Below are 22,730 nucleotides of genomic sequence, written 5' to 3' on the forward strand. Positions count from 1 at the left end.
CCTGTGAAACGATCGAGTCTTGCGCTGGCTGCCGTGGCGCCGCACATCGAAGTCTTCAACCCCTTTGACGGGACTGTTATCGGGACCGTCGCGGATGTCTGTGCATCGCAGGTGCCGCAGTTGCTGGTGCGGGGTCGCAGCGGTGCGCAAGCCTGCGCCGAACTGCCGCGTCATCGTCGGGCACGCATTCTCGAACAGGCCGCCTTGCACATCGAACGCGATGCCCCGGCATTTGCCCGGCTGATTGTCGAAGAAGCCGGCAAGCCCCTTAAACAGGCGGAAAAAGAGGTCAAGCGCTGCGTCAACACCCTCAAGCTTTCTGCCGAAGAGGCCAGGCGCAATGCCGGGGAAGTGGTGCCGTTCGATGCCTATGAGGGCTCCGAGTCGCGCCAGGGCTGGTTCTCCCGCGAGCCGCTGGGCCTGATCGTGGCGATCACCCCGTACAACGATCCATTGAATCTGGTGGCGCACAAGCTCGGTCCGGCCATTGCCGGCGGCAACGCGGTGATTCTCAAACCGTCTGAGCTGGCGCCGTTGTCGGCGATCAAATTGGTCTCGTATCTGGTTGAGGCCGGGTTGCCCGAGTCGGTGGTCACTGTCGCCACCGGCGGCGCGGAACTGGGCAAGGCCTTGGTCGCCTGCCGTGAGGTGCGGATGATTTCCTTTACTGGCGGCTTCGTCACCGGCGAGCAAATTGCCCGCACGGCCGGCCTGAAGAAGCTCGCCATGGACTTGGGCGGCAATGCGCCGGTGATCGTCATGGCGGACTGCAACCTTGCGGCCGCCGTCGACAGTTGCCTGTCCGGGGCCTTCTGGGCGGCGGGACAGAACTGCATCGGCACTCAGCGCCTGCTGATCCAGGCCTCGATCTACGAGCTGTTCCGCGAGCACTTCGTCAGCCTGGCGCAGAAACTGGTGACCGGCGACCCATGGCTTGCCAGCACCGACATCGGCCCGATGATTACCCCCCAAGCGGCGCAGAACGCCGAGCAGGTGGTAAACGAAGCGTTGAAGGACGGTGCCCGGTTACTTTGCGGCCACCGGCGCCAGGGTTCGTGCTACGCCGCGACCGTGCTGGAAAACGTCGATCATGCCAGCCGCCTGTGGCGCAACGAAGTGTTTGCCCCAGTGGTGGTGTTGCAGCCTTTCGAAACCTTCGACGAGGCCATCTCGTTGGCCAATGAACCCGAATACAGCCTGCACGCGGGGATCTTCACCAATGATCTGGCGACGGCGATGAGTGCGGCGCGGCGGATCGAGGCGGGTGGCGTGATGATCAACGACTCGTCCGACTATCGTTTCGATGCGATGCCGTTTGGCGGCTCCAAGTACGGCAGCCTCGGCCGGGAAGGGGTGCGCTTTGCCTATGAGGAAATGACCCAGCCCAAAGTGGTGTGTCTGAACACCCTGGGTTAAGCGATTCAAGGCAAATAAAACCAGGTCGTTTGGCATTGGGAAGGTCTGGTCACCCGCCCAATGCTCTTTTCTAGCATCAGCCGTGCATTATCTGCCGCGTCGCACAGGCACCTCCCGGTGGTTCTTGTTATCCTGACCGGCCTCTTTCATGGACGAATACCGAGACAAGCCATGGCTAACCTCACCCCGTCACGCCTCGGGACGATGCTTCAGGGGCTGCTCTTTGCCCTGATTGGTATCGTCTTGTTGGGCATTGCCGTCAATCTCACGCTTGAACGACGCGAATTCCTCGCCCACGCACAGACCGCCGATGGCATCGTCAGCCGCTTGAATGCCGGTGGTTCGCATCCCGAGATCGCCTTCACCACCCGCAGTGGTGAAAAGATTTCCTACCCCCAGGGCGGCTTTATTTTTGGCTATCAGCAGGGTCAGCCGGTGCGGGTGTATTACCTGCCCGAGCAGCCGGCCAGTAGCGCCGTGGTCGATACCCCTGCCGCACTGTGGGCCACTCCCGGGTTACTCGGTTGTATGGGGCTGTTGTTCACCCTTGCCGGCCTGTTAAGGGGCATCGGTCAGCGCGGTCGCGGCGCAGTTCATTCACATAAAGGACTTTGAACGATGAGCTACAACATCCCGATCCCGCTCAATGCCAGTCGCTGGCAGTATCAGACCGCCAGCGGTGGCGGTCTGACCATCGCCCTGGTGGCGGGCAGTGGCGGTTCGATCATCCTGCGTTCGCCCCAGGGCGAGAACGTCAGCTACCGCTACGGCGGCGTCGGGGTGGGGCTCGGATTTGGCGCGCGCCTGCCGCGTTTCGGCAAGATCAATATTCAAGTCAAGGGTAAGAGCGTAGGGGCAGCCGGTGCGGCGGAGGCTTTTCCTAGCACTGGCATGGTGTTTGTCAGCGACGCCCTGGTCGGCCGTGACCTGACCAGTGACGACATCACCGGGCCTTGCCTGTATACCGAAGTGGGGGCGGGGCTGGTGGTCGGCGGTTCGGCCATGGCGCTTTTGTTCGGGCTTGATCCCAAGCTGCTGGCGTTGGCGGCGGTTCTAAGCGCCAACCCGGCGACCTCGCTCATTGCCTCCGCCACGGTCAACCGGCAGTTGCTGCAGTCGGCCAAGGGCGCGGTGGTCATGGCCGGCATGAACGCTGGCGTGCAGGCCGGTGGTGGCGCCGTGATCAGCATGGGCTATCTGTTCTAGTCGTGCAGAGCGGGTCGATATAGCGCCCACAAAAAAGCCGCGAATAAACGCGGCTTCTTTGATTCCGACAACGCTTACACGTTGAAGCGGAAGTGCATCACATCGCCATCTTTGACGATATATTCCTTACCTTCCAGGCGCCATTTACCGGCCTCTTTCGCACCGGCTTCACCCTTGTACTGGATGAAGTCGTTGTAGGCGATCACTTCGGCGCGGATAAAGCCTTTTTCGAAGTCGGTGTGGATCACGCCGGCAGCCTGTGGCGCGGTGGCGCCGACCTTGACGGTCCAGGCGCGGACTTCTTCGACACCGGCGGTGAAGTAGGTCTGCAGGCTGAGCATTTCGTAACCGGCGCGGATCACGCGATTCAGGCCAGGCTCTTCCAGGCCCAGGGCCTCGAGGAACATGTCCTTTTCTTCGCCGTCATCGAGCTCGGCGATTTCCGCTTCGATCTTGTTGCACACCGGAACCACGATCGCGCCTTCTTCGTCGGCGATGGCCTTGACCACGTCGAGCAGCGGGTTGTTCTCGAAGCCGTCTTCGGCGACGTTGGCGATGTACATCACCGGCTTGGTGGTCAGCAGGTGGAAGCCCTTGACCGCGGCCTTCTCGTCAGCGCTCATGGTCTTCATCAGGCTGCGTGCCGGCTTGCCCACGGTGAAGTGAGCGATCAGTTGCTCCAGCAGGCCTTTCTGGACCACGGCGTCCTTGTCACCACCCTTGGCGTTACGCGCAACTTTCTGCAGTTGCTTCTCGCAGCTGTCGAGGTCGGCGAAGATCAGTTCCAGGTCGATGATCTCGATGTCGCGTTTCGGGTCGACGCTGTTGGAGACGTGAATCACGTTCTCGTCTTCAAAGCAGCGGACCACGTGGGCGATGGCATCGGTTTCGCGGATGTTGGCCAGGAACTTGTTACCCAGGCCTTCACCTTTCGACGCACCGGCCACCAGGCCGGCGATGTCGACGAACTCCATGGTGGTCGGCAGGATGCGCTTGGGGTTGACGATCAGCGCCAGTGCATCCAGGCGCGTGTCCGGCATCGGCACGATACCCGTGTTGGGTTCGATGGTGCAGAAGGGGAAGTTCTCCGCCGCAATACCGGACTTGGTCAGCGCGTTGAACAGGGTGGATTTGCCGACGTTGGGCAGGCCGACGATGCCGCAATTGAATCCCATGGTGTTTCCCCTCGGAAAAGAGTCAGGCCTTCTGGCTGTGCAGGTTTTTCATCGCACGGTTCCATTCCCCGGCGAGGATATCCGGCAGCACGCCGAGGGCAAAGTCGATGCAGGCATCGAGTTTTTCCTGTTCGGCGCGTGGCGCACGACCCAGGACGAAATTTGAAACCATACTGGCAACGCCTGGGTGGCCAATGCCGAGCCGCAGACGGTAAAAGGTATTCTGATTGCCCAACTGCGCGATGATGTCGCGCAGGCCATTGTGCCCGCCATGCCCGCCGCCTTGCTTGAGCTTGGCAACGCCGGGTGGCAGGTCCAGTTCGTCATGGGCCACCAGGATTTCTTCGGGTTTGATCCGGAAGAACCCCGCAAGCGCCGCGACAGCCTGGCCGCTGCGGTTCATGTAGGTGGTGGGAATCAACAGACGAACATCCTGACCCTGATGCGAAAAGCGTCCGGTCAGGCCAAAATACTTGCGATCGGCCACCAGGTTTACACCTTGGGCGTGGGCGATGCGCTCAACAAAAAGGGCCCCCGCGTTATGCCGGGTCTGTTCGTATTCGGCGCCTGGATTTCCCAGGCCAACGATCAGTTTAATGGCAGTCACGACAGGGGCCCTTCCTTTGGAGTTGTGGATAACATTGCCGACCTGAGTGCGGCGAAAGTGGACGACAAGAGATCATTTACCCAAGAGTAAACGCCGCGTTATCGCCCGCTTTCTCGCTACGTTTCGGTCCGCGATGTTTCCTCAAGCTCCGGCAATACAGAGTGAATTACTCTGCAGCGCCTTCTTCAGCTTCTGGAGCAACGCGTGGAGCGTGAACGTTGGCAACCGCTTTGTCATCACCGTGAACCAGTGCGACAAACTCAACGCCTTTAGGGGCTTTGAGGTCGGACAGGTGGATGATTTCGCCGATTTCCATGGCCGACAGGTCGACTTCGATGAACTCAGGCAGGTCTTTCGGCAGGCAGGTCACTTCGATCTCGGCAACAACGTGCGAAACTTCGCCGCCTTTCTTGATCGGAGCTTCTTCACCAACAAAGTGCACAGGCACGATGGCGGTCAGTTTCTGGCCGGCAACGACGCGAACGAAGTCAGCGTGCAGCACGTGGCCTTTAGCTGGGTGACGTTGCAGCGCCTTGATGATGACGTTCTGCTTGGTGCCGCCGATGTTCAGCGAGATGATGTGGCTGTAGGCCGCATCGTTTTCCAGCAGTTTGGCAACTTCTTTAGCCAGCATGCTGATGGATTCAGGGGCTTTTTCGCCACCGTAAACTACAGCTGGAACCAGGCTTGCGAGACGACGCAGGCGGCGGCTCGCACCTTTCCCCAGGTCGGAACGCACTTCAGCATTCAGAATAAATTCGTTCATGTTGTATCTCCAAAATAACCACATTCGCCCCAGCGTTTGCGACCAGCGCTAAAGGCGATATGGGCAAAAAAGCCCCGCCCCAACAATATGCTGGGGCGGGGCGCTTTTCGTCAGTGAGGTGATCCGTTGGTTTGACCCTTAACGGAACATCGCGCTGATCGATTCTTCGTTACTGATGCGGCGAACCGCTTCGGCAACTACCGGTGCGATATCCAGTTGACGGATACGCGAACAGGCTTGAGCTGCAGCGGACAACGGGATGGTGTTGGTCACCACCAGTTCGTCCAGCATTGAGTTCTCGATGTTCTCGATCGCTCGGCCCGACAGCACAGGGTGTGTGCAGTAGGCGAAGACTTTTGCCGCACCGTGCTCTTTCAAGGCTTTAGCCGCGTGGCACAGGGTGCCGGCGGTGTCGACCATGTCATCAACCAGAATACAGGTACGCCCTTCGACATCACCGATGATATGCATCACTTCAGAGTGATTGGCTTTCTCGCGGCGTTTGTCGATGATCCCGAGATCAACGCCCAGGGATTTGGCAACAGCCCGTGCACGCACGACGCCACCAATGTCCGGGGACACGATCATCAGGTTTTCAAAGCGCTGGTCTTCGATGTCATCCACCAATACGGGGGAGCCGTAGATGTTATCTACCGGAATATCGAAGAACCCCTGGATTTGGTCAGCGTGCAGGTCAACCGTGAGAACACGGTCGATGCCTACCACGGTGAGCATGTCAGCCACGACTTTCGCGCTGATAGCTACACGTGCGGAACGCGGACGGCGATCCTGACGGGCATAACCAAAGTAAGGGATTACAGCTGTGATTCGAGTCGCTGAGGAGCGGCGGAAGGCATCAGCCATCACGACGAGTTCCATCAGGTTATCGTTGGTCGGAGCGCAGGTCGGCTGAATAATGAAGACGTCTTTACCGCGAACGTTTTCATTGATCTCGGCGGTAATTTCGCCGTCGGAAAATTTCCCGACAGAGATGTCACCGAGAGGGATATGCAGCTGACGAACGACACGTCGAGCCAGATCGGGGTTGGCGTTCCCCGTAAAGACCATCATCTTGGACACGCGCAGTACCTAGAGGCTGAGGGTAACCTGGATGAGTAAAGGAAAATGGCAGGGGCGGCTGGATTCGAACCAACGCATGGCAGGATCAAAACCTGCTGCCTTACCGCTTGGCGACGCCCCTGTATCTGTTGCAACGAGTACCCAGTACTCGGTTCCTTTTAGAGCAGACTTTGCAGCTTGCGATGCAACATCGAAACGTTGCTTCCCTTTGCTACAAACCCTGTAAGGGTCTCTGTAAGAAGGGCCGAGACTTTATCAGCTTCAGCTTTGTTTGGGAAGCCCCCAAACACACAACTTCCAGTGCCGGTTAATTTTGCTTCGGTAAATTTACCTAACAAATTCAAAGCGTTACGTACTTCTGGGTAACGCCTTGCTACAACCGGTAAGCAGTCATTTCGACTGTTTCCCTTGGGAACGGGGCGCACTTTAATGGGAGGAGAGTTACGTGTCAACAGTGGATCTGAAAAAATTTCTGCTGTACTTACAGATACTTGCGGGACAAGCACGACATACCACGGCTCTTCCGGGTATTCAGGGGTGAGTTTTTCCCCCACACCCTCGGCAAAAGCAGCGTGTCCGCGCACGAAAACCGGGACGTCGGCACCCAGGGTCAGGCCCAGCGTGGCCAGGCGATCGAGGTCCCAGCCGAGCTTCCACAAGTGGTTCAGACCCAGCAGTGTGGTCGCGGCATTCGAGCTGCCGCCACCGATGCCGCCGCCCATGGGCAGGACTTTATCGATCCAGATGTCGATGCCGAGCGTGCAGCCGGATTGTGCCTGAAGTTTTTTCGCGGCCTTCACGATCAGGTTGCTGTCGTGGGGCACGCCTTCGAGTTCGGTGTGCAGTCGGATCACGCCATCGTCGCGTATGGCGAACGTCAGTTCATCGCCGTAGTCGAGAAATTGAAACAGCGTCTGCAACTCGTGGTAGCCGTCTTCACGGCGACCCAGAATGTGCAGCATCAGATTGAGTTTGGCCGGGGAGGGCAGGGTCAGTTTCTCTACGCTCACGTTATTGCCCCAGCTTGCGCGGTTGCCAGTCCTTGATCACCAGCGTGACGTCAAGGTCGGTGCCGTGCAGTTTGATCCGCTCAGGCAGCCAATAACCGCTCTGTTGCACGTAGCTCAGGTATTCGACCTTCCAGCCGTCCTGTTCCAGGGACGCCAGGCGGCTATCGCCATTGAGGCTCAGGCGGCTTTTGCTGTCAGGTGCGGGCAAACCGCGTACCCACCAGACCAGGTGCGACACCGGCAACTTCCAGCCGATCTGTTCTTCCAGCAGCGCCTCCGGGGAGGCGGCTTCGTAGCGACCCTGGTTGGCCACTTCGAGGCTGACTTGCCCCGGTCGGCCGGTCAGGCGGGCGGCGCCTCGACCCAGCGGGCCGGACAGGCGGATATCGTAGTAATCCTGGCGTTGCAGCCAGAACAAGGTGCCGCTGCCGGAATCTTTCGGCGCGCGTACCCCGACTTTGCCTTCGATCTGCCAGCCATCAATGCTGCTGAGCTGTGCCTTGTGCTGTTTCCATTGCGCCGGGCTGCCCTGGCCTTCAACGGATTCGCGGGCGCCAAAGCCCGCACAACCGGCGAGCAAGGCGATGAAGCTGAAAACAATAAAGTGGCGCAAGAACATAAACTTAAAGGGTCTCGGAACCGGTCAGGCGCTTGATGGTGCTGCGCAGGATGGGGCTTTCGGGTTGTTCCTTGAGGAACTTTTCCCAGATTTGTCGGGCTTCGCGCTGTTTGCCGTTGGCCCAGAGCACTTCGCCCAGGTGTGCAGCGACTTCCTGGTCGGGGAAGCGCTCCAGCGCCATGCGCAGCAGGCGCTCAGCCTCGTCCAGGTTGCCCAGGCGGTAATTCACCCAGCCCAGGCTGTCGAGTACGGCCGGGTCTTCCGGGTTGAGCGTGTGGGCCTGTTCGATCAGCACCTTGGCTTCGGCGTAACGCGTGGTGCGGTCGGACAAGGTGTAACCCAGGGCATTGAGCGCCATGGCGTTTTCCGGGTCGCGCTTGATGATCAGGCGCAGGTCTTTTTCCATCTGTGCCAGGTCATTGCGTTTTTCCGCCTGCATCGCGCGGGTGTAGAGCAGGTTCAGATCGTCGGGGTATTGCAGCAAGGCTTGTTGCAAGACTTTCCAGGCGCGCTCGCCCTGATTGTTGGCCGACAAGGTCTCGGCCTGGATCAGGTACAACTGGATCGCGTAGTCCGGCTCAGCCTCGCGGGCCGCGGCCAGGCGTTTTTCCGCCTCGTCGGTGCGCCCGTTGCTCATCAGGATGTCGGCCTGGCGCAACTGGGCGGGTAGGTAATCGTTGCCGGGACCGACCTGGGCGTATTCGAGCAGGGCGGCCTGGGGGTCGTTGTTTTCTTCGGCGATGCGGCCGAGGTTCAGGTGCGCCGAGTCCACGTGGCTTTCGCGCTCGATCAGCTCTTCCAGGTAGCCCTTGGCCTCGTCCCAGGCCTTGGCTTCCAGGCACACCAGCGCCAGGGAGTAGCGCAATTCGTCATCGTCCGGGTATTGCTGGACCAGGTTGGCGAACTGCACTTTGGCGTCCTCCATGCGGTCCTGCTCCACCAACATACGCGCGTAAGTCAGGCGCAGACGCTTGTCGTCCGGGTATTTCTTGATGCTTTTTTCCAGCAGCGGAATCGCTTCCTTGCCGCGATTGAGGTTCTGCAACAGGCGGGCGCGCAGCAGGATCGGCGCAATCTCGCCTTCTTCCGGCGGGTTCTGTTCGAGCAGCTTCAGCGCGGCTTCGGCTTCGTCGTCCTGTTGCAGCAGTAAGGCCTTGCCGAACACGAGCTGGCTGTTCTTCGGGTGTTTTTGCAGCAGGCGGTCGAAACTCTTCATCAGTCCGTTGCGCGTGTCCGGGTCGGTGTCGGCCGCCGACAGCGCAAGAAAGTCGAAATGCGTGTCGCCCTTGCCCTGCAGGACTTTCTCCATATAGGCCATGGAGTCGTCGTAGCGCCCGGAGCGCGCCAATTGAATGGCCGCCGCCCGTTGGGCTTCCAGATCGTCCGGCGCGTTTTTCGCCCAGATCAGCGAGGTGTCCAGCGCAGCCTGGTCGGCCCCCAGGTACTCGGCGATGCGAAACGCCCGCTCCGAGATGCCCGGATCTTGCGTATTGATGGCCTGGGTCACGTAATTATCCAGCGCAATATCGAAACGATTGCGCTGGCCGGCCAGTTCTGCGGTCAGCAGGCTGTACACCGTTTCTTCGCTGAACGAGGAGTAAACCTTGGGCTTTTCAGGGGCTGGGGTGCTCTCTTCCACCGGCGGTGTACCGTCCGGCGACACGGGGGCCATGGCCTGGCAGCCGTTGAGGAAGACAAAAGCAAGGAGCAACGCGGAGGATCTATTCATATAGGAAGAGGACGACTAACCTGCGGTCGGATCATCATGACACAAGCCTTCGGCCAAACATAACCGAGTCTCAATGGATGCCTTTATAGGCACAACGCATAGGGACAATAGACGACGGTGGTTGTTCTGAATCTATCGAAGTAGGACAATTGTCGGCTTTCCGACATCATCAGCGATATTGAATGGCCTTCCTTGCACTCGGTATTAACCACAAAACTGCCTCCGTAGACGTGCGCGAGCGCGTGGCGTTTACGCCTGAGCAGTTGGTTGAGGCCTTGCAGCAGCTCTGCCGACTCACCGACAGCCGCGAAGCTGCGATCCTTTCGACCTGTAATCGCAGCGAGCTTTATATAGAGCAGGAGCATCTTTCAGCGGATGCCGTACTGCGCTGGCTGGCCGATTACCACCATTTGGACGTCAACGACCTGCGCGCGAGCGCCTATGTGCATGAGGACGATGCGGCAGTTCGTCACATGATGCGTGTGGCGTCCGGTCTCGATTCGCTGGTATTGGGCGAGCCGCAGATCCTCGGCCAGATGAAGTCCGCCTACGCCGTGGCGCGTGAGGCGGGCACTGTGGGGCCGCTGCTGGGGCGCCTGTTCCAGGCCACGTTCAATTCCGCCAAGCAGGTGCGTACCGACACTGCCATCGGGGAAAACCCGGTGTCCGTGGCATTTGCCGCCGTCAGCCTGGCCAAGCAGATTTTCAGCGACTTGCAGCGCAGCCAGGCCTTGCTGATCGGTGCCGGTGAGACCATCACCCTGGTCGCCCGTCACCTGCACGACCTCGGCGTGAAGCGTATTGTCGTCGCCAACCGTACCCTGGAGCGTGCCAGCATCCTGGCCGAACAGTTCGGCGCCCACGCTGTGCTGTTGGCGGATATCCCGGCCGAACTGGTGCGCAGCGACATCGTCATCAGTTCTACCGCCAGCCAGTTGCCGATCCTGGGTAAGGGCGCGGTGGAAAGCGCGCTGAAGCTGCGCAAGCACAAGCCGATCTTCATGGTAGATATTGCCGTTCCGCGCGATATCGAGCCGGAAGTCGGCGAGTTGGACGACGTTTACCTGTATAGCGTCGACGATCTGCACGAAGTGGTCGCCGAAAACCTCAAGAGTCGCCAGGGCGCGGCCCAGGCCGCCGAGGAAATGGTCAGCGTCGGCGCCGAAGATTTCATGGTGCGCCTGCGCGAACTGGCAGCGGTGGACGTGCTCAAGGCGTATCGTCAACAAGGCGAACGCCTGCGCGACGAGGAGTTGAGCAAGGCCCAGCGTTTGTTGGCCAATGGTGGCAACGCCGAAGACGTGCTGATGCAACTGGCCCGTGGCTTGACCAACAAATTGCTGCACGCCCCCAGCGTACAACTGAAAAAACTCACTGCCGAAGGCCGCCTCGATGCGCTGGCCATGGCGCAGGAACTCTTTGCCCTCGGTGAGGGCGCGTCAGATAGCTCTTCGGATAAAAAACCGCAATGAAAGCGTCACTGCTCAACAAACTGGACGTGCTCCAGGACCGTTTCGAAGAACTGACCGCCTTGCTCGGCGACGGCGAGGTCATCTCCGATCAGGCCAAGTTCCGTGCTTATTCCAAGGAATACGCCGAAGTTGAGCCCATTGTGGTCACCTACCAGAACCTGTTGAAAGTACAGGCCGACCTGGAGGGCGCCCAGGCGCTGCTCAAGGACAGCGACCCGGACATGCGTGAAATGGCCGTGGAAGAAGTCCGTGAAGCCAAAGACAAACTGGCCGAACTCGAAGGCGACCTGCAACGCATGCTGCTGCCCAAGGACCCCAACGACGGGCGTAACGTCTTCCTCGAAATCCGCGCCGGCACTGGCGGCGACGAGGCGGCGATTTTCTCCGGCGACCTGTTCCGCATGTATTCGCGCTATGCCGAACGTCGCGGCTGGCGCGTCGAGATCCTGTCCGAGAACGAGGGCGAACACGGTGGCTATAAAGAAGTCATCGCCCGCGTCGAAGGCGACAACGTGTACGGCAAGCTGAAATTCGAATCCGGCGCGCATCGCGTACAGCGGGTGCCGGCCACCGAATCCCAAGGCCGTATCCACACCTCGGCATGTACCGTGGCGGTGTTGCCCGAGCCGGACGAGCAGGAAGCCATCGAGATCAACCCGGCGGACCTGCGCGTCGACACCTACCGTTCATCCGGTGCCGGCGGTCAGCACATCAACAAGACCGACTCGGCGATCCGCATCACGCACTTGCCGTCGGGCATCGTGGTGGAGTGCCAGGAAGAGCGTTCCCAGCACAAGAACCGGGCGCGGGCCATGTCCTGGCTGTCGGCCAAGCTGAATGACCAGCAGACCAGCGCCGCCGCCAACGCGATTGCCAGTGAGCGCAAACTGCTGGTGGGTTCGGGCGACCGTTCCGAGCGCATCCGCACCTACAACTTTGCCCAGGGCCGGGTCACCGACCACCGGGTCAACCTCACGCTCTACTCCCTGGACGAGATTCTCGCCGGTGGCATCGACGCGGTGATCGAGCCATTGCTCGTCGAATACCAGGCCGACCAATTGGCGGCGATAGGTGAATAAATGACCATCATCGCCAGCCTGCTCCGCGCCGCCGAGCTGCCCGACTCGCCCACCGCACGCCTGGACGTGGAGCTGTTGCTCGCGGCTGCCCTGGGCAAGTCCCGCAGTTACCTGCACACCTGGCCGGAAAAAATCGTCAGCAGCGAAGCTGCGCTGACCTTCGCCGATTACCTGCAACGCCGCCGCGCCGGTGAGCCGGTGGCCTACATCCTCGGCCAGCAAGGCTTCTGGAAGCTGGACCTGGAGGTCGCGCCCCACACGCTGATTCCGCGCCCGGACACCGAACTGCTGGTCGAGGCGGCCCTGGAATTGTTACCCGCAACGCCGGCCAAGGTGCTCGACCTCGGCACTGGCAGCGGTGCCATCGCCCTGGCCCTGGCCAGTGAACGCCCGGCCTGGCACGTCACCGCCGTCGACCGCGTACTCGAAGCCGTGGCCCTGGCCGAACGCAATCGCCAACGCCTGAACCTGCACAACGCCAGCGTGCTCAACAGCCATTGGTTCAGCGCGTTGCAGGGTCACACCTACGATCTGATCATCAGCAACCCGCCCTACATCGCCGCCAACGACCCGCATCTGGTGGCTGGCGATGTGCGCTTTGAACCGGCCAGCGCGCTGGTCGCCGGTCATGATGGGTTGGACGACCTGCGCCTGATCATCGCCGAAGCGTCAGCGCACCTCGTTGCTGGCGGTTGGTTGTTGCTGGAACACGGTTACGACCAGGCCGCGGCGGTGCGTGACCTGTTGCTGAGCCAAGGCTTTGAAGGCGTACACAGCCGCATCGACCTCGGCGGCCACGAACGCATCAGCCTGGGACACCGGCCGTGCTGACCGATCAGGAGCTGTTGCGCTATAGCCGACAGATTCTGTTGCAGCAGGTCGACATCGACGGCCAATTGCGCCTGAAAAACGCCCGCGCCTTGATCGTCGGCCTCGGCGGCCTGGGCGCGCCTGTGGCGCTGTACCTGGCGGCGGCCGGTGTCGGCGAGTTGCACCTGGCGGATTTCGACACCGTCGACCTGACCAACCTGCAACGCCAGATCATCCATGACACGGACAGCGTCGGCCTGAGCAAGGTCGATTCGGCCATCCGTCGTCTGAGCGCGATCAACCCTGAGGTCAAACTGCTCACTCACCGGACTGCGCTGGATGCCGATTCCCTGGCGGCGGCAGTGGCGGCGGTGGATGTAGTGCTCGATTGCAGCGACAATTTTTCCACCCGCGAAGCGGTCAACGCCGCCTGCGTGGCCGCCGACAAACCGTTGGTCAGCGGCGCGGCGATCCGCCTGGACGGGCAACTGTCGGTGTTCGACCCGCGCCGCGCCGACAGCCCGTGTTACCACTGTTTATACGGGCACGGCAGCGACACCGAACTGACCTGCAGCGAAGCCGGCGTGGTCGGCCCGCTGGTCGGTCTGGTGGGCAGCTTACAGGCGCTTGAAGCGTTGAAATTGCTCGCCGGTTTCGGCGAGCCCTTGGTCGGACGCTTGTTGCTGATCGATGGCTTGACCACACGTTTCCGTGAGTTGCGCGTCAAACGCGACCCCGGTTGCAGCGTGTGTGGGACACACCATGGTTAAGGATGCACCGATCGGTGTGTTCGACTCCGGCATCGGCGGGTTGACGGTGCTGGAGGAAATCCAGCAACTGTTGCCCCATGAGTCGCTGCTGTACGTCGCCGATTGCGGGCATATCCCCTACGGCGAGAAAACCCCTGCCTTTATTTACGAGCGTTCGCACCGGGTCGCCGAGTTTTTCCGCGAGCAGGGCGCCAAGGCCTTTGTGATTGCCTGCAACACGGCGACCGTCGCCGCCGTGGCTGATTTGCGCCAGGACTACCCCGACTGGCCGCTGGTGGGCATGGAGCCCGCCGTCAAACCCGCCGCCGCCGCGACCCGCAGTGGCGTGGTCGGTGTGCTCGCCACCACCGGCACCCTGCAAAGCGCCAAGTTCGCCGCGTTACTCGACCGTTTTGCCACCGATGTGCGGGTGATTACCCAGCCGTGCCCGGGCCTGGTAGAACTGATTGAAACCGGCGACCTGGGCAGCCCGACCCTGCGCCAGCTATTGCAAGGCTATATCGACCCGCTGCTCAGCGCCGGCTGCGACACTATTATCCTCGGCTGCACCCACTACCCCTTCCTCAAGCCGCTCCTGGCGCAGATGCTGCCCCCCAGCATCAGCCTGATCGACACCGGCGCCGCCGTGGCCCGCCAACTCAAGCGCCTGCTGGGCGAACGCGATCTGCTGGCCACCGGCAATCCGGATCCTGCCCAGTTCTGGACCAGCGGCGACGTGTATCACCTAAGAAATATCTTACCGACACTATGGAAACATCCTGGAGTTGTGAGAAGCTTCGGCTCGTGAAAATTTCGTGAATTTTCGCCGTTAGACGCTGAACGTCTGACACTGCGTTGGCTTCTATAGGCGAGATTGTTTGTGTAAAACCCGATAACTTCGTTCGGAAGGGATGTTTCTTATGAAGCGCTTGTTCTGTTTGACCGCGATTGCGGCCGTTGTGGTGGGACACTCTTTTTCGGCGCAGGCCGCCGGCCTTGAGTTTGGCCTGGGGGCCACCAGTGATTCGACGCTCACCTATCGATTGGGACTGACGTCGGATTGGGACAAGAGCTGGATGCAGAGCGACGTCGGTCGCCTGACCGGCTATTGGAGTGGCGCTTACACCTATTGGGAAGGTGATCACCGTGCAGGCGCGAGCAGCCTGTCGTTCTCGCCGGTGTTTGTGTACGAGTTCGCTGGGGAATCGGTAAAACCTTACATCGAGGCCGGGATCGGGGTGGCGGCGTTTTCCCGCACGCGCCTGGAAGACAACAACCTCGGCCAGGCCTTCCAGTTCGAAGACCGCCTGGGCTTCGGTTTGCGCTTTAACGGCGGGCATGAAGTGGGCATTCGGGCGTTGCATTATTCCAACGCCGGGCTCAGCGACCATAACGACGGCGTAGAAAGCTACTCGTTGCACTACACGATGCCGCTGTAACTTCAGAACCCTGCAAAACCCTGTGGGAGGGGGCTTGCCCCCGATAGCGCAGTGTCAGTCGCAGAATTTGCCAACTGACCCACTGCTATCGGGGGCAAGCCCCCTCCCACATTGAGATATTCGTCGGCCTGAGATCAGCGGTAAGCGGTCGCGAATCCCTTCGCGTTCGGTGGCATCGAAAACTACTCGTTGCCCTGCAAAACCCTGTGGGAGGGGGCTTGCTCCCGATAGCGCAGTGTCAGTCGCAGAATTTGCCAACTGACCCACTGCTATCGGGGGCAAGCTCCCTCCCACATTGAGATCAGCGGTAAGCGGTCGCAATCCCTTCGCGTTCGGTCAGGCATTCCGGCGCGCCCATCTCGAACTCTCGGCAGATCAGCGGCCGACGCGTATAAATCGTACACATCATCGTGTCCCGGTCCAGCGCCGCGCACCAGCCGTCGTCCAGGCGCAGCATGACTTCACCGCCCCAATCGTCGGTGTCGATATAGCGCTCGGGCACGCCCGTGTCGGTGATCAGCATGACTTCCAGCTGGCAGCAGCAGGCCGCGCACGTCGAGCAGGTGACGGCGGGGGTGGTGATTTGGGTGTGGGGGATGTTGGTCATAGGCGCGCAGTGTAAGGCAAGCGGGTGATACAGGTGTGAAAGGGCTGACAGACGTTAGCGTACCAGCCGCATTGGTTAAGCACTGAAACGCCCGAGCAACGGCGGGTTGATGGCTGCCGGCTTGGCCAGCAGTAACTGCGCGGTGCCGATGGTGCGCTCCATAAAGCCGCCTTCGCAGTAGCACAGGTAAAACTCCCACAACCGCAGGAAGTATTCGTCGTAGCCCAATTCCATGAGGCGGCCGTGGGCACGGCGAAAGTTCTCATGCCACAAGCGCAGGGTTCGCGCGTAATGCAGGCCGAAATCTTCCATGTGCAGCAGGTTCATATCGGTGTCGCGGCTGATGATCTGCAGCATGTTCTGCACACAGGGCAGGGCGCCGCCGGGGAAGATATAGCGCTGGATGAAGTCGACGCTGTTCTTGGCCTGTTCAAAGCGTTGCTCGCGGATGGTGATGGCTTGCAGCAGCATCAGGCCATCGCTCTTGAGCAGGTGGGCGCACTGTTTGAAGTAGATCGGCAGGAAGCGATGGCCCACCGCTTCGATCATTTCGATGGACACCAGCTTGTCGTATTGGCCGCTCAGGTCGCGGTAGTCCTGCAACAGCAGCGTCACCTGGTCTTGCAGCCCCATGGCGGCGATGCGTTGCTGGGTGTAGGCAAACTGTTCCCTGGACAAGGTCGTCGTGGTGACTTTGCAGCCATAGTGCCGCGCCGCGTACAACGCCATGCTGCCCCAGCCGGTGCCGATCTCCAGCAGATGGTCGGTGGGTTTAAGCGCGAGTTTCTGGCAGATGCGCTCCAGTTTGTTCAGTTGCGCCTGTTCCAGGGTGTCTTCGGCGCTCAGGAACTGCGCCGCCGAATACATCATGGTCGGGTCGAGGAATTCTTCGAACAGATCGTTGCCCAGGTCATAGTGAGCGGCGATGTTTTTCTGCGAGCCCTTGCGTGTATTGCGGTTGAGCCAATGCAAGCCTTGGGTGAACGGCCGCGCCAGTTTGGCCAGGCCACCCTCCAGTGCGTCGAGCACCTCCAGGTTGCTGACCATTACACGCACCACCGCAGTCAGGTCCGGGCTGCTCCAATACCCGTGGATAAACGCTTCGCCCGCACCGATTGAACCGTTGGCCGCCACCAGCCCCCACACCGCCGAATCGAGGATCTGGATTTCCCCCAGCAGGTGCGCTTCGCGGGCGCCGAACACTTGGCGTTCGCCGTCCTCGATCAGCACCAACTGACCGTGGCGCAATTGGCTGAGTTGACGCAACACGGCCTTGCGCAGCAGTGCGGTGGTCACGCCGTTGACGTTCAGGCGGTTGGCCTTGACCGATAAGTTAGGGGATTTCATGGCGGCGATCCTTGGTGTACCCGACTGCAGTGCGAGAGGCGCCATCGGCGGCCTGATGGGGAAAAATCGGTGTGCGTTTGAGCAACAGGCGCAGGGCCTGCCAATAAATCGCCAGGCAGGTCTTGGCGGTCATCCAGGGGAAGCGCCACAGGTAACGGTGCAGGGCGGCGCGGTTGAGCGTTTCCTTGTGCAGGCTCAAGGTGGCGTCGAAGACTTTTTGATCGCCCTGCCAATCGGCCATGTGTACGCCAAGCCTGGCTGCGGGCGGGCTGAAGCTCATGCGGTATTCCAAGTCGCGCGGCAGAAACGGCGACACATGAAACGCCTTGGTCACGGCGAAATGCTGATGCTCGTCGGCGCCTTGCGTCAGGGCCGGCAGCACATAGTGATAGCGTTCGCGCCATGGGGTGTTGGTCACTTCACACAGGATCGCGGCCAATTGTCCGTCGGCCTCGAAGCAGTAGAAGAAACTCACCGGGTTAAAAGCCAGGCCCCAACTGCGGGCCTGGGTCAGTAGGCAGATAACGCCCTGGGGTGTGCGCCCCAGCGCCTTGCCGACTTCCTGGCGCACGGCATCGGTCAAGCTCATACCGTGGCGCGTGAATTCACGCAGGTAATCCTGCTGGCGAAAGCCGAAGGCGGCCAGGCGACCGGCGCCGGCCAGGGGCGAGAGCCCGAGCACTTCGTCCTGTTCGCTTAAGTCCAGGTACAGCAAGCCGATGCGGTAGCGAAAGGCATGGGCCTTGGGCGCAAACCGTCTATGGGCGATCCAGCCGCTGTACAGCGCGCTGTTCACAGGGCTTCTCCAAACGCTCGGGCCACGCGCAAGGCGCTGACCACGCCGTCTTCATGGAAACCGTTGGCCCAATAGGCGCCGCAATAGTAGGTGTGCTGCGCACCGCACAACTCTTCCCAGCGCGCTTGCGCGGCCACGGCCGCCAGGCTGTATTGCGGATGGGCGTAGGTGTAGCGGGCGAGGATCTTCAGCGGGTTGATCATTGACGTCTGGTTGAGGCTGACGCAAAAGGTCGTGGCGCTGTCGATGCCTTGCAGGATGTTCATGTCATAGGTCACCGCCGCCTGGGTCTGCGGGTTGCCGCTGAGCCGGTAGTTCCAGCTGGCCCAGGCCCGTTGGCGGTCGGGCAGCAGGCGCGTGTCGGTGTGCAGCACCACGTCGTTGTCGGCGTAGGGCAGGGCGCCGAGGATCTGCTGCTCGGCACTGCTCGGGTCGCCCAGCAGTGCCAGCGCCTGGTCGCTGTGGCAGGCGAACACGACTTTGTCGAAGGCTTCGGTGCCGGCGGCGCTGTGGATAATCACGCCGTCTGCGGCGCGCTCGACCCGATGCACGGGGCAGTCGAGGCGAATCTGTTCACGAAAGCCGCGGGTCAACGGTTCGATATAGCTGCTTGAGCCGCCCTCGATCACGCACCATTGCGGGCGGTTGCTCACCGACAGCAAACCGTGGTTCTTGAAGAAGCGCACAAAGAACTGCAAGGGGAAACCGAGCATGTCCGCCAGGGACATCGACCAGATCGCCGCGCCCATCGGCACGATGTAATGCCGGATGAATCGCGGGCCGTAGCCGCCGGCGTCGAGGTAGTCGCCCAGGGTCATGTCGGCGCTGATGCGTTGCGCTTGCAGGTCCGCCGGCGCCTCGCGGTTGAAGCGCAGAATATCGCGCAACATGCCCCAGAACCCTGGCGACAGCAGATTGCGCCGCTGGGCAAACAGGCTGTTGAGGGTGTTGCCGTTGTACTCGAACCCGCTGCTGCGGTCGCACACCGAAAAACTCATCTCGGTGGGTTTGAACGTCACGCCGATCTGCCCCAGCAGGCGGATGAAGTTGGGGTAGGTCCAGTCGTTGAACACGATAAAGCCGGTGTCCACCGCATAGCGTTTACCCTCGACGGTCACGTTGACCGTGTGGGTGTGCCCGCCGATGCGGTCGCCCGCTTCGAACAGGGTGATGTCGTGGCGACGGTTGAGCAGGTAGGCGCTGGTCAGTCCGGCAATGCCGCTGCCGATAATGGCGATCTTCACAGGTCGTCCTTTTTCGGCGGCGGGCTGCGCAGCATGCGTTTGCCGATGATCAGTTGCGCGCGATTCGGCAGCTTCGACAGCGGCCACAGGGTGGCGATGAGCATCGCCGGGAAGGCGATCTCCAGCGGACGCTTGTTCAGCTTGGCGAAGATATACCGTGCCGCCTTGTCGGCAGACCAGCTCATGGGCATCGGGAAGTCATTGCGCTCGGTCAGCGGCGTGTCGACAAAACCCGGGCTGATCACGGTGACGTCGATGTTTTCCGGCGACAGGCTGATGCGCAGGGAGTCGAACAGGTAGCGCAAGCCGGCCTTGGACGCGCCATAGGCTTCGGCGCGCGGCATCGGCAGGTAGGTCACGGCGCTGGCCACGCCCACCAGGTGCGGCGTGCGCCCGGCGCGCAACAGCGGCAGCGCGGCTTCGATGCAATAACTGCTGGCGAGCAGGTTGGTGCGTACCACGTGCTCGATGATCGACGCGTCGAATTGCTTGGCATCGACATATTCACAGGTGCCAGCGTTGAGGATCACCGTGTCCAGTGCCCCCCAGACCTGGGCGATGTGTTCGCCGATTTCGCGCACGGTCTGGCTGTTGGTCAAGTCGCCCGCCACGACCAGTACTTGGCCGGGAAAGCGTTGGGCGAGCGCTTGCAGCGGGCCTTTGGTGCGCGAGCTGAGGGCCACGTGGGCGCCGCTGTTGAGCAGTTCCACGGCGAGGGAGGCACCGATGCCACTGCTGGCGCCGGTCAGCCAATAACGACGGGCTGGTGTGAGGCTCATCCGATTCTCCTTTTCAGCCAACTGACCACACGGCCGACGACGGGCAAGTGTTCGTAAAGCATCGCGCCGGCATCGAAATAATCCCGATGGCGGTACACCTTGTCGCGCCACATCAGGTGCGAGCAGCCTTCCACCCGGATGACCTTGCCCTTGGCCAGGCGCGGGTGGCAAAAGCTCATTTTCCAGCGCAGGTAACCTTCGCCTTCGGCCACCTGGTCGAAGCCGTGGAAGTCGAAGCGCAACTGGCTGACATTACCGTATAGCTGCGCGAAATAGTGGTGCAGCGCCGTGAGCCCATGCACTTCGTGCAGCGGGTCGGTGAAGGCGATGTCCTTGCTGTACAGGCTGTCGAGCAGGTGCAGGTTGTGCTTGTCCAGAGAGGCAAAGGCCTGGGCGAAGCGGCGCAGGAAGTCACTCATATTCGGCTCCCACTGCCTGGCGCGACGGCAGGCTGCGGAATGCCGCCAATGCCCGTTCGCGGGAGTGTTTCAGGTCGACAATCGAACGCGGGTAATCGGCCACGCCGAACAAGCCGCCGGCAGCCTGCGGGTCGTGTACGTCCTTTTTATTCAGCGCCGCCAGTTGCGGCAGCCAGTGCTTGATGAACACGCCGTCGCCGTCGAATTTTTGCGACTGGCTCAGCGGGCTGAAAATCCGGAAATACGGCGCCGAATCGGTGCCGGTGGACGAACTCCACTGCCAGCCGCCGTTGTTGGCCGCCAGGTCGCCGTCGATCAGGTGGCGCATGAAGAAGCGCTCGCCTTCGCGCCAGTCGATCAACAGGTTCTTGGTCAGGAACATCGCCACCACCATGCGCAGGCGGTTGTGCATCCAGCCGGTGTCCAGCAGTTGGCGCATGGCGGCGTCGATGATCGGCAAACCGGTGCGTGCCTGCTGCCAGGCGGCGAGGTCCTCGGGCGCGTTGCGCCAGGCCACCGCCTCGGTTTCGGGGCGGAAGGCGCGGTGACGGGACACGCGCGGGTAGCCCACCAGGATGTGCTTGTAGAACTCACGCCAGAGCAGTTCGTTGATCCAGGTGATTGTGCCGATGTCGCCGCTTTCGAACTCGCCCTGGTTGCCCTGCAACGCAGCATGCAGGCACTGGCGCGGCGAAACCACGCCCGCCGCGAGGTACGCGGAAAGCTGGCTGGTGCCGGGCTTGGCCGGGAAGTCGCGCTCGTCCTTGTAATAGCTGATCTGCTGCTCGGCGAACGTGTCGAGGCGGCGGTGCGCTTCGTCTTCACCGGCGGGCCAGAGGGCGCGCAGCGTCTCACTCGGCGCTTCGAAACCGTCGACCTGTTGCGGCACCGGGTCGCTGTTCAGCGCGAGGGCCGCTTGAGCCTTGGGCGTGGCCACCCGGCGCGGCAGGGCGCTGTGCAGGCGGGCATAGCAGACCTTGCGGAACTGGCTGAATACCTGGAAGTAGGTGCCGGTCTTGGTCAGCACGCTGCCGGGCTGGAAAAGCAATTGGTCCAGGTAACGGTGCAAGCTCACGCCTTCGGCTTCCAGGGCCTTGGCCACCGCCGCATCGCGACGGCTTTCGTGGATGCCGTATTCCTCGTTGACGTGTACCGACTCGACCGACAGCTCCCGACACAACTGACCGAGCACGGCCGGCGCCTGGTCCCAGGTCGCGGCAGAGCGGATCAGCAAGGGAATATTCAGTGCGCCGAGGGCCTGGCTCAAGTGCTGCAGGTTGCGCAGCCAGAAGTCGACCTTGCACGGTGCGTCGTCGTGGGCCAGCCATTGCTGCGGGGTAATCAGGTATACGGCCGCCACCGGGCCGCGCTGGCTCGCAGCGAGCAGGGCGGTGTTGTCATGCAGGCGCAGGTCGGTGCGCAGCCAGATCAAATGCATTTAAAGAAGTCCACGCTGGATCAGTATCTGGTGAGCCGACAATGGGTCTTCGGCGACGAACAATTCAGGGATTTCGCCGGTCAATACCGTCAACTCGGCCTGGTGGATGCATACCGTTGGCCCGACGATCAACTTTGGGCAAGCGATGCCGCCCAGAAGTTTGGCGAGTGCCGACAAATGGAGTGCCTGGCTCGAATACAGCAGCACCGCCCTTGGTTGCAGGTGTTCCACCGCCAGCGCCAGTTCGCCGGCTGGCAGCGGCCAGTCGAAGACTTCCACCGGGCAATCGGCGCTGCTGGCCAGCCACGCGCTGAGCCACAGGTGCGGCTCCAGCGGCAGGTCGGAATGATTCACCAGCAGCAGCGGCGCACCGTGCAGTTGGCGATTGTTGTGATAGATCCGCGCGCCGAACTTGCTGCGCAACCAGGACAGGAAGAACACCCGTTCCATCTGCGCGCCGAATTGGCCCTGCCAGCGTTGCTCCAGTTCGCGGAGCAGCGGCAGCAGCAGTTGTTCGCACAGGGTGCGCGGCGGGTAGAGCGCCATGGCCTGGTTGAAGGCATCGTCGACCCGGCGTTCGGCCAGTTCGCTGATGGCCTGCACCAGGGTCTGGCGCAGGGTCTGCCATTCGTTTTCGATGGCGTCGGGGGCGACGTGCGCGGAGTCGATCAGGTTTTTCACCTGACTGACCGGCACGCCGCGATTGAGCCAGGTGAGGATGGTGTGGATGCGTTGCACATGGTCGTGGCTGAACAGCCGGTGGCCCTTGGGCGTGCGCTGCGGCACGATCAGGCCATAGCGGCGTTCCCAGGCGCGCAGGGTCACGGCGTTGACGCCGGTCTGGCGCGCCACTTCACGAATCGGCAGCCAGCCGTCTTCGAGGGCTTGGACGAGATCTTCGCCGGGGTCGTCTTGCAAGGCTGCTGTCGTGAGGCTTTTCATG

24 protein-coding genes and 1 tRNA gene are annotated in these 22,730 nt (G+C 61.4%); 9 read left to right on the plus strand and 16 right to left on the minus strand.

The features are described from left to right. The first annotated feature begins 3 nt into the window (after window positions 1–3). From J2Y83_RS03205 to J2Y83_RS03215, 3 genes are all read left to right on the plus strand, one after another. The gene (locus J2Y83_RS03205; RefSeq protein WP_253393309.1) at window positions 4–1,416 is read left to right on the plus strand and encodes an aldehyde dehydrogenase family protein; all 1,413 of its coding nucleotides are present in this window, start codon (window positions 4–6) and stop codon (window positions 1,414–1,416) included. A gap of 171 nt (window positions 1,417–1,587) precedes the next feature. Then, window positions 1,588–2,031: a DUF3592 domain-containing protein gene (locus tag J2Y83_RS03210; protein WP_253393310.1), complete on the plus strand. Its 444-nt coding sequence runs from the start codon at window positions 1,588–1,590 to the stop codon at window positions 2,029–2,031. A gap of 3 nt (window positions 2,032–2,034) precedes the next feature. Continuing rightward, window positions 2,035–2,622: a hypothetical protein gene (locus J2Y83_RS03215; protein WP_253393311.1), complete on the plus strand. Its 588-nt coding sequence runs from the start codon at window positions 2,035–2,037 to the stop codon at window positions 2,620–2,622. A gap of 74 nt (window positions 2,623–2,696) precedes the next feature. Here J2Y83_RS03215 and ychF read toward each other — a convergent pair whose 3' ends face one another. The 8 genes from ychF to J2Y83_RS03255 all read right to left on the minus strand — a co-directional run bounded on the left by ychF (window position 2,697) and on the right by J2Y83_RS03255 (window position 9,608). Beyond that, window positions 2,697–3,797: a redox-regulated ATPase YchF gene (gene ychF, locus J2Y83_RS03220; protein ID WP_253393312.1), complete on the minus strand. Its 1,101-nt coding sequence runs from the start codon at window positions 3,795–3,797 to the stop codon at window positions 2,697–2,699. A 22-nt stretch (window positions 3,798–3,819) separates the two neighbouring features. Further along, on the minus strand, window positions 3,820–4,404 hold the full coding sequence (gene pth, locus J2Y83_RS03225) for an aminoacyl-tRNA hydrolase (protein WP_017844407.1): 585 nt from the start codon (window positions 4,402–4,404) through the stop codon (window positions 3,820–3,822). Window positions 4,405–4,570: 166 nt separating this feature from the next. Further along, entirely contained in the window at window positions 4,571–5,170 is a 600-nt protein-coding gene (locus J2Y83_RS03230) for a 50S ribosomal protein L25/general stress protein Ctc (protein WP_247397494.1), read from the minus strand. A gap of 138 nt (window positions 5,171–5,308) precedes the next feature. After that, window positions 5,309–6,250, minus strand: coding sequence for a ribose-phosphate pyrophosphokinase (locus tag J2Y83_RS03235; protein ID WP_003208392.1), 942 nt, complete (start codon window positions 6,248–6,250; stop codon window positions 5,309–5,311). Between the two features lie 46 nt (window positions 6,251–6,296). Continuing rightward, a tRNA-Gln gene (locus tag J2Y83_RS03240) sits at window positions 6,297–6,371 on the minus strand. A 37-nt stretch (window positions 6,372–6,408) separates the two neighbouring features. Beyond that, entirely contained in the window at window positions 6,409–7,260 is an 852-nt protein-coding gene (gene ispE / locus J2Y83_RS03245; RefSeq protein ID WP_253393313.1) for a 4-(cytidine 5'-diphospho)-2-C-methyl-D-erythritol kinase, read from the minus strand. 1 nt (window position 7,261) lies between these two features. Further along, complete coding sequence (lolB, locus tag J2Y83_RS03250) at window positions 7,262–7,879, minus strand: lipoprotein insertase outer membrane protein LolB (RefSeq protein WP_247397500.1); 618 nt, start codon at window positions 7,877–7,879, stop codon at window positions 7,262–7,264. A gap of 4 nt (window positions 7,880–7,883) precedes the next feature. After that, complete coding sequence (locus tag J2Y83_RS03255; protein ID WP_253393314.1) at window positions 7,884–9,608, minus strand: tetratricopeptide repeat protein; 1,725 nt, start codon at window positions 9,606–9,608, stop codon at window positions 7,884–7,886. A gap of 182 nt (window positions 9,609–9,790) precedes the next feature. Between J2Y83_RS03255 and hemA the strand changes: the two genes are divergently transcribed. From hemA to J2Y83_RS03285, 6 genes are all read left to right on the plus strand, one after another. Then, a complete protein-coding gene (gene hemA, locus J2Y83_RS03260) occupies window positions 9,791–11,080 on the plus strand; it encodes a glutamyl-tRNA reductase (RefSeq protein ID WP_253393315.1) in 1,290 nt (429 codons plus the stop codon). After that, window positions 11,077–12,159, plus strand: a complete 1,083-nt coding sequence (prfA, locus tag J2Y83_RS03265; protein WP_253393316.1) for a peptide chain release factor 1 — start codon at window positions 11,077–11,079, stop codon at window positions 12,157–12,159. Before hemA ends, prfA begins: the two co-directional genes overlap by 4 nt. Next, the gene (prmC, locus tag J2Y83_RS03270) at window positions 12,160–12,990 is read left to right on the plus strand and encodes a peptide chain release factor N(5)-glutamine methyltransferase (RefSeq protein WP_253393317.1); all 831 of its coding nucleotides are present in this window, start codon (window positions 12,160–12,162) and stop codon (window positions 12,988–12,990) included. After that, a complete protein-coding gene (locus J2Y83_RS03275; RefSeq protein WP_253393318.1) occupies window positions 12,984–13,739 on the plus strand; it encodes a molybdopterin-synthase adenylyltransferase MoeB in 756 nt (251 codons plus the stop codon). The genes prmC and J2Y83_RS03275 overlap by 7 nt, the downstream gene beginning before the upstream one ends. After that, complete coding sequence (gene murI / locus J2Y83_RS03280; protein ID WP_253393319.1) at window positions 13,732–14,526, plus strand: glutamate racemase; 795 nt, start codon at window positions 13,732–13,734, stop codon at window positions 14,524–14,526. Before J2Y83_RS03275 ends, murI begins: the two co-directional genes overlap by 8 nt. 112 nt (window positions 14,527–14,638) lie before the next feature. Then, window positions 14,639–15,157 (plus strand): acyloxyacyl hydrolase, encoded by a 519-nt coding sequence (locus tag J2Y83_RS03285; RefSeq protein WP_253393320.1) that lies wholly within the window; start codon window positions 14,639–14,641, stop codon window positions 15,155–15,157. 301 nt (window positions 15,158–15,458) lie between these two features. On the opposite strand, the gene J2Y83_RS03290 is transcribed toward J2Y83_RS03285, so the two are convergent. The 8 genes from J2Y83_RS03290 to J2Y83_RS03325 all read right to left on the minus strand — a co-directional run bounded on the left by J2Y83_RS03290 (window position 15,459) and on the right by J2Y83_RS03325 (window position 22,729). After that, window positions 15,459–15,764 carry a YkgJ family cysteine cluster protein gene (locus tag J2Y83_RS03290; RefSeq protein ID WP_026139835.1) on the minus strand — a complete coding sequence of 102 codons (306 nt, stop codon included), beginning with the start codon at window positions 15,762–15,764 and terminating at the stop codon, window positions 15,459–15,461. A 75-nt stretch (window positions 15,765–15,839) separates the two neighbouring features. Continuing rightward, entirely contained in the window at window positions 15,840–17,111 is a 1,272-nt protein-coding gene (locus J2Y83_RS03295) for an SAM-dependent methyltransferase (RefSeq protein ID WP_253393321.1), read from the minus strand. Next, the gene (locus J2Y83_RS03300) at window positions 17,098–17,907 is read right to left on the minus strand and encodes a DUF1365 domain-containing protein (RefSeq protein ID WP_253393322.1); all 810 of its coding nucleotides are present in this window, start codon (window positions 17,905–17,907) and stop codon (window positions 17,098–17,100) included. Before J2Y83_RS03300 ends, J2Y83_RS03295 begins: the two co-directional genes overlap by 14 nt. Continuing rightward, window positions 17,904–19,151, minus strand: coding sequence for an NAD(P)/FAD-dependent oxidoreductase (locus J2Y83_RS03305; protein WP_253393323.1), 1,248 nt, complete (start codon window positions 19,149–19,151; stop codon window positions 17,904–17,906). The genes J2Y83_RS03300 and J2Y83_RS03305 overlap by 4 nt, the downstream gene beginning before the upstream one ends. After that, window positions 19,148–19,930, minus strand: a complete 783-nt coding sequence (locus J2Y83_RS03310; RefSeq protein WP_253393324.1) for an SDR family NAD(P)-dependent oxidoreductase — start codon at window positions 19,928–19,930, stop codon at window positions 19,148–19,150. The genes J2Y83_RS03305 and J2Y83_RS03310 overlap by 4 nt, the downstream gene beginning before the upstream one ends. Then, complete coding sequence (locus tag J2Y83_RS03315) at window positions 19,927–20,349, minus strand: nuclear transport factor 2 family protein (protein ID WP_253393325.1); 423 nt, start codon at window positions 20,347–20,349, stop codon at window positions 19,927–19,929. The genes J2Y83_RS03310 and J2Y83_RS03315 overlap by 4 nt, the downstream gene beginning before the upstream one ends. After that, on the minus strand, window positions 20,342–21,787 hold the full coding sequence (gene phrB, locus J2Y83_RS03320) for a deoxyribodipyrimidine photo-lyase (RefSeq protein ID WP_253393326.1): 1,446 nt from the start codon (window positions 21,785–21,787) through the stop codon (window positions 20,342–20,344). The genes J2Y83_RS03315 and phrB overlap by 8 nt, the downstream gene beginning before the upstream one ends. Beyond that, the gene (locus J2Y83_RS03325; protein WP_253393327.1) at window positions 21,788–22,729 is read right to left on the minus strand and encodes a MerR family transcriptional regulator; all 942 of its coding nucleotides are present in this window, start codon (window positions 22,727–22,729) and stop codon (window positions 21,788–21,790) included. Window position 22,730 lies beyond the last annotated feature (1 nt).

Source organism: Pseudomonas marginalis (assembly GCF_024169655.1).
Lineage (GTDB): Bacteria > Pseudomonadota > Gammaproteobacteria > Pseudomonadales > Pseudomonadaceae > Aquipseudomonas > Aquipseudomonas paraveronii.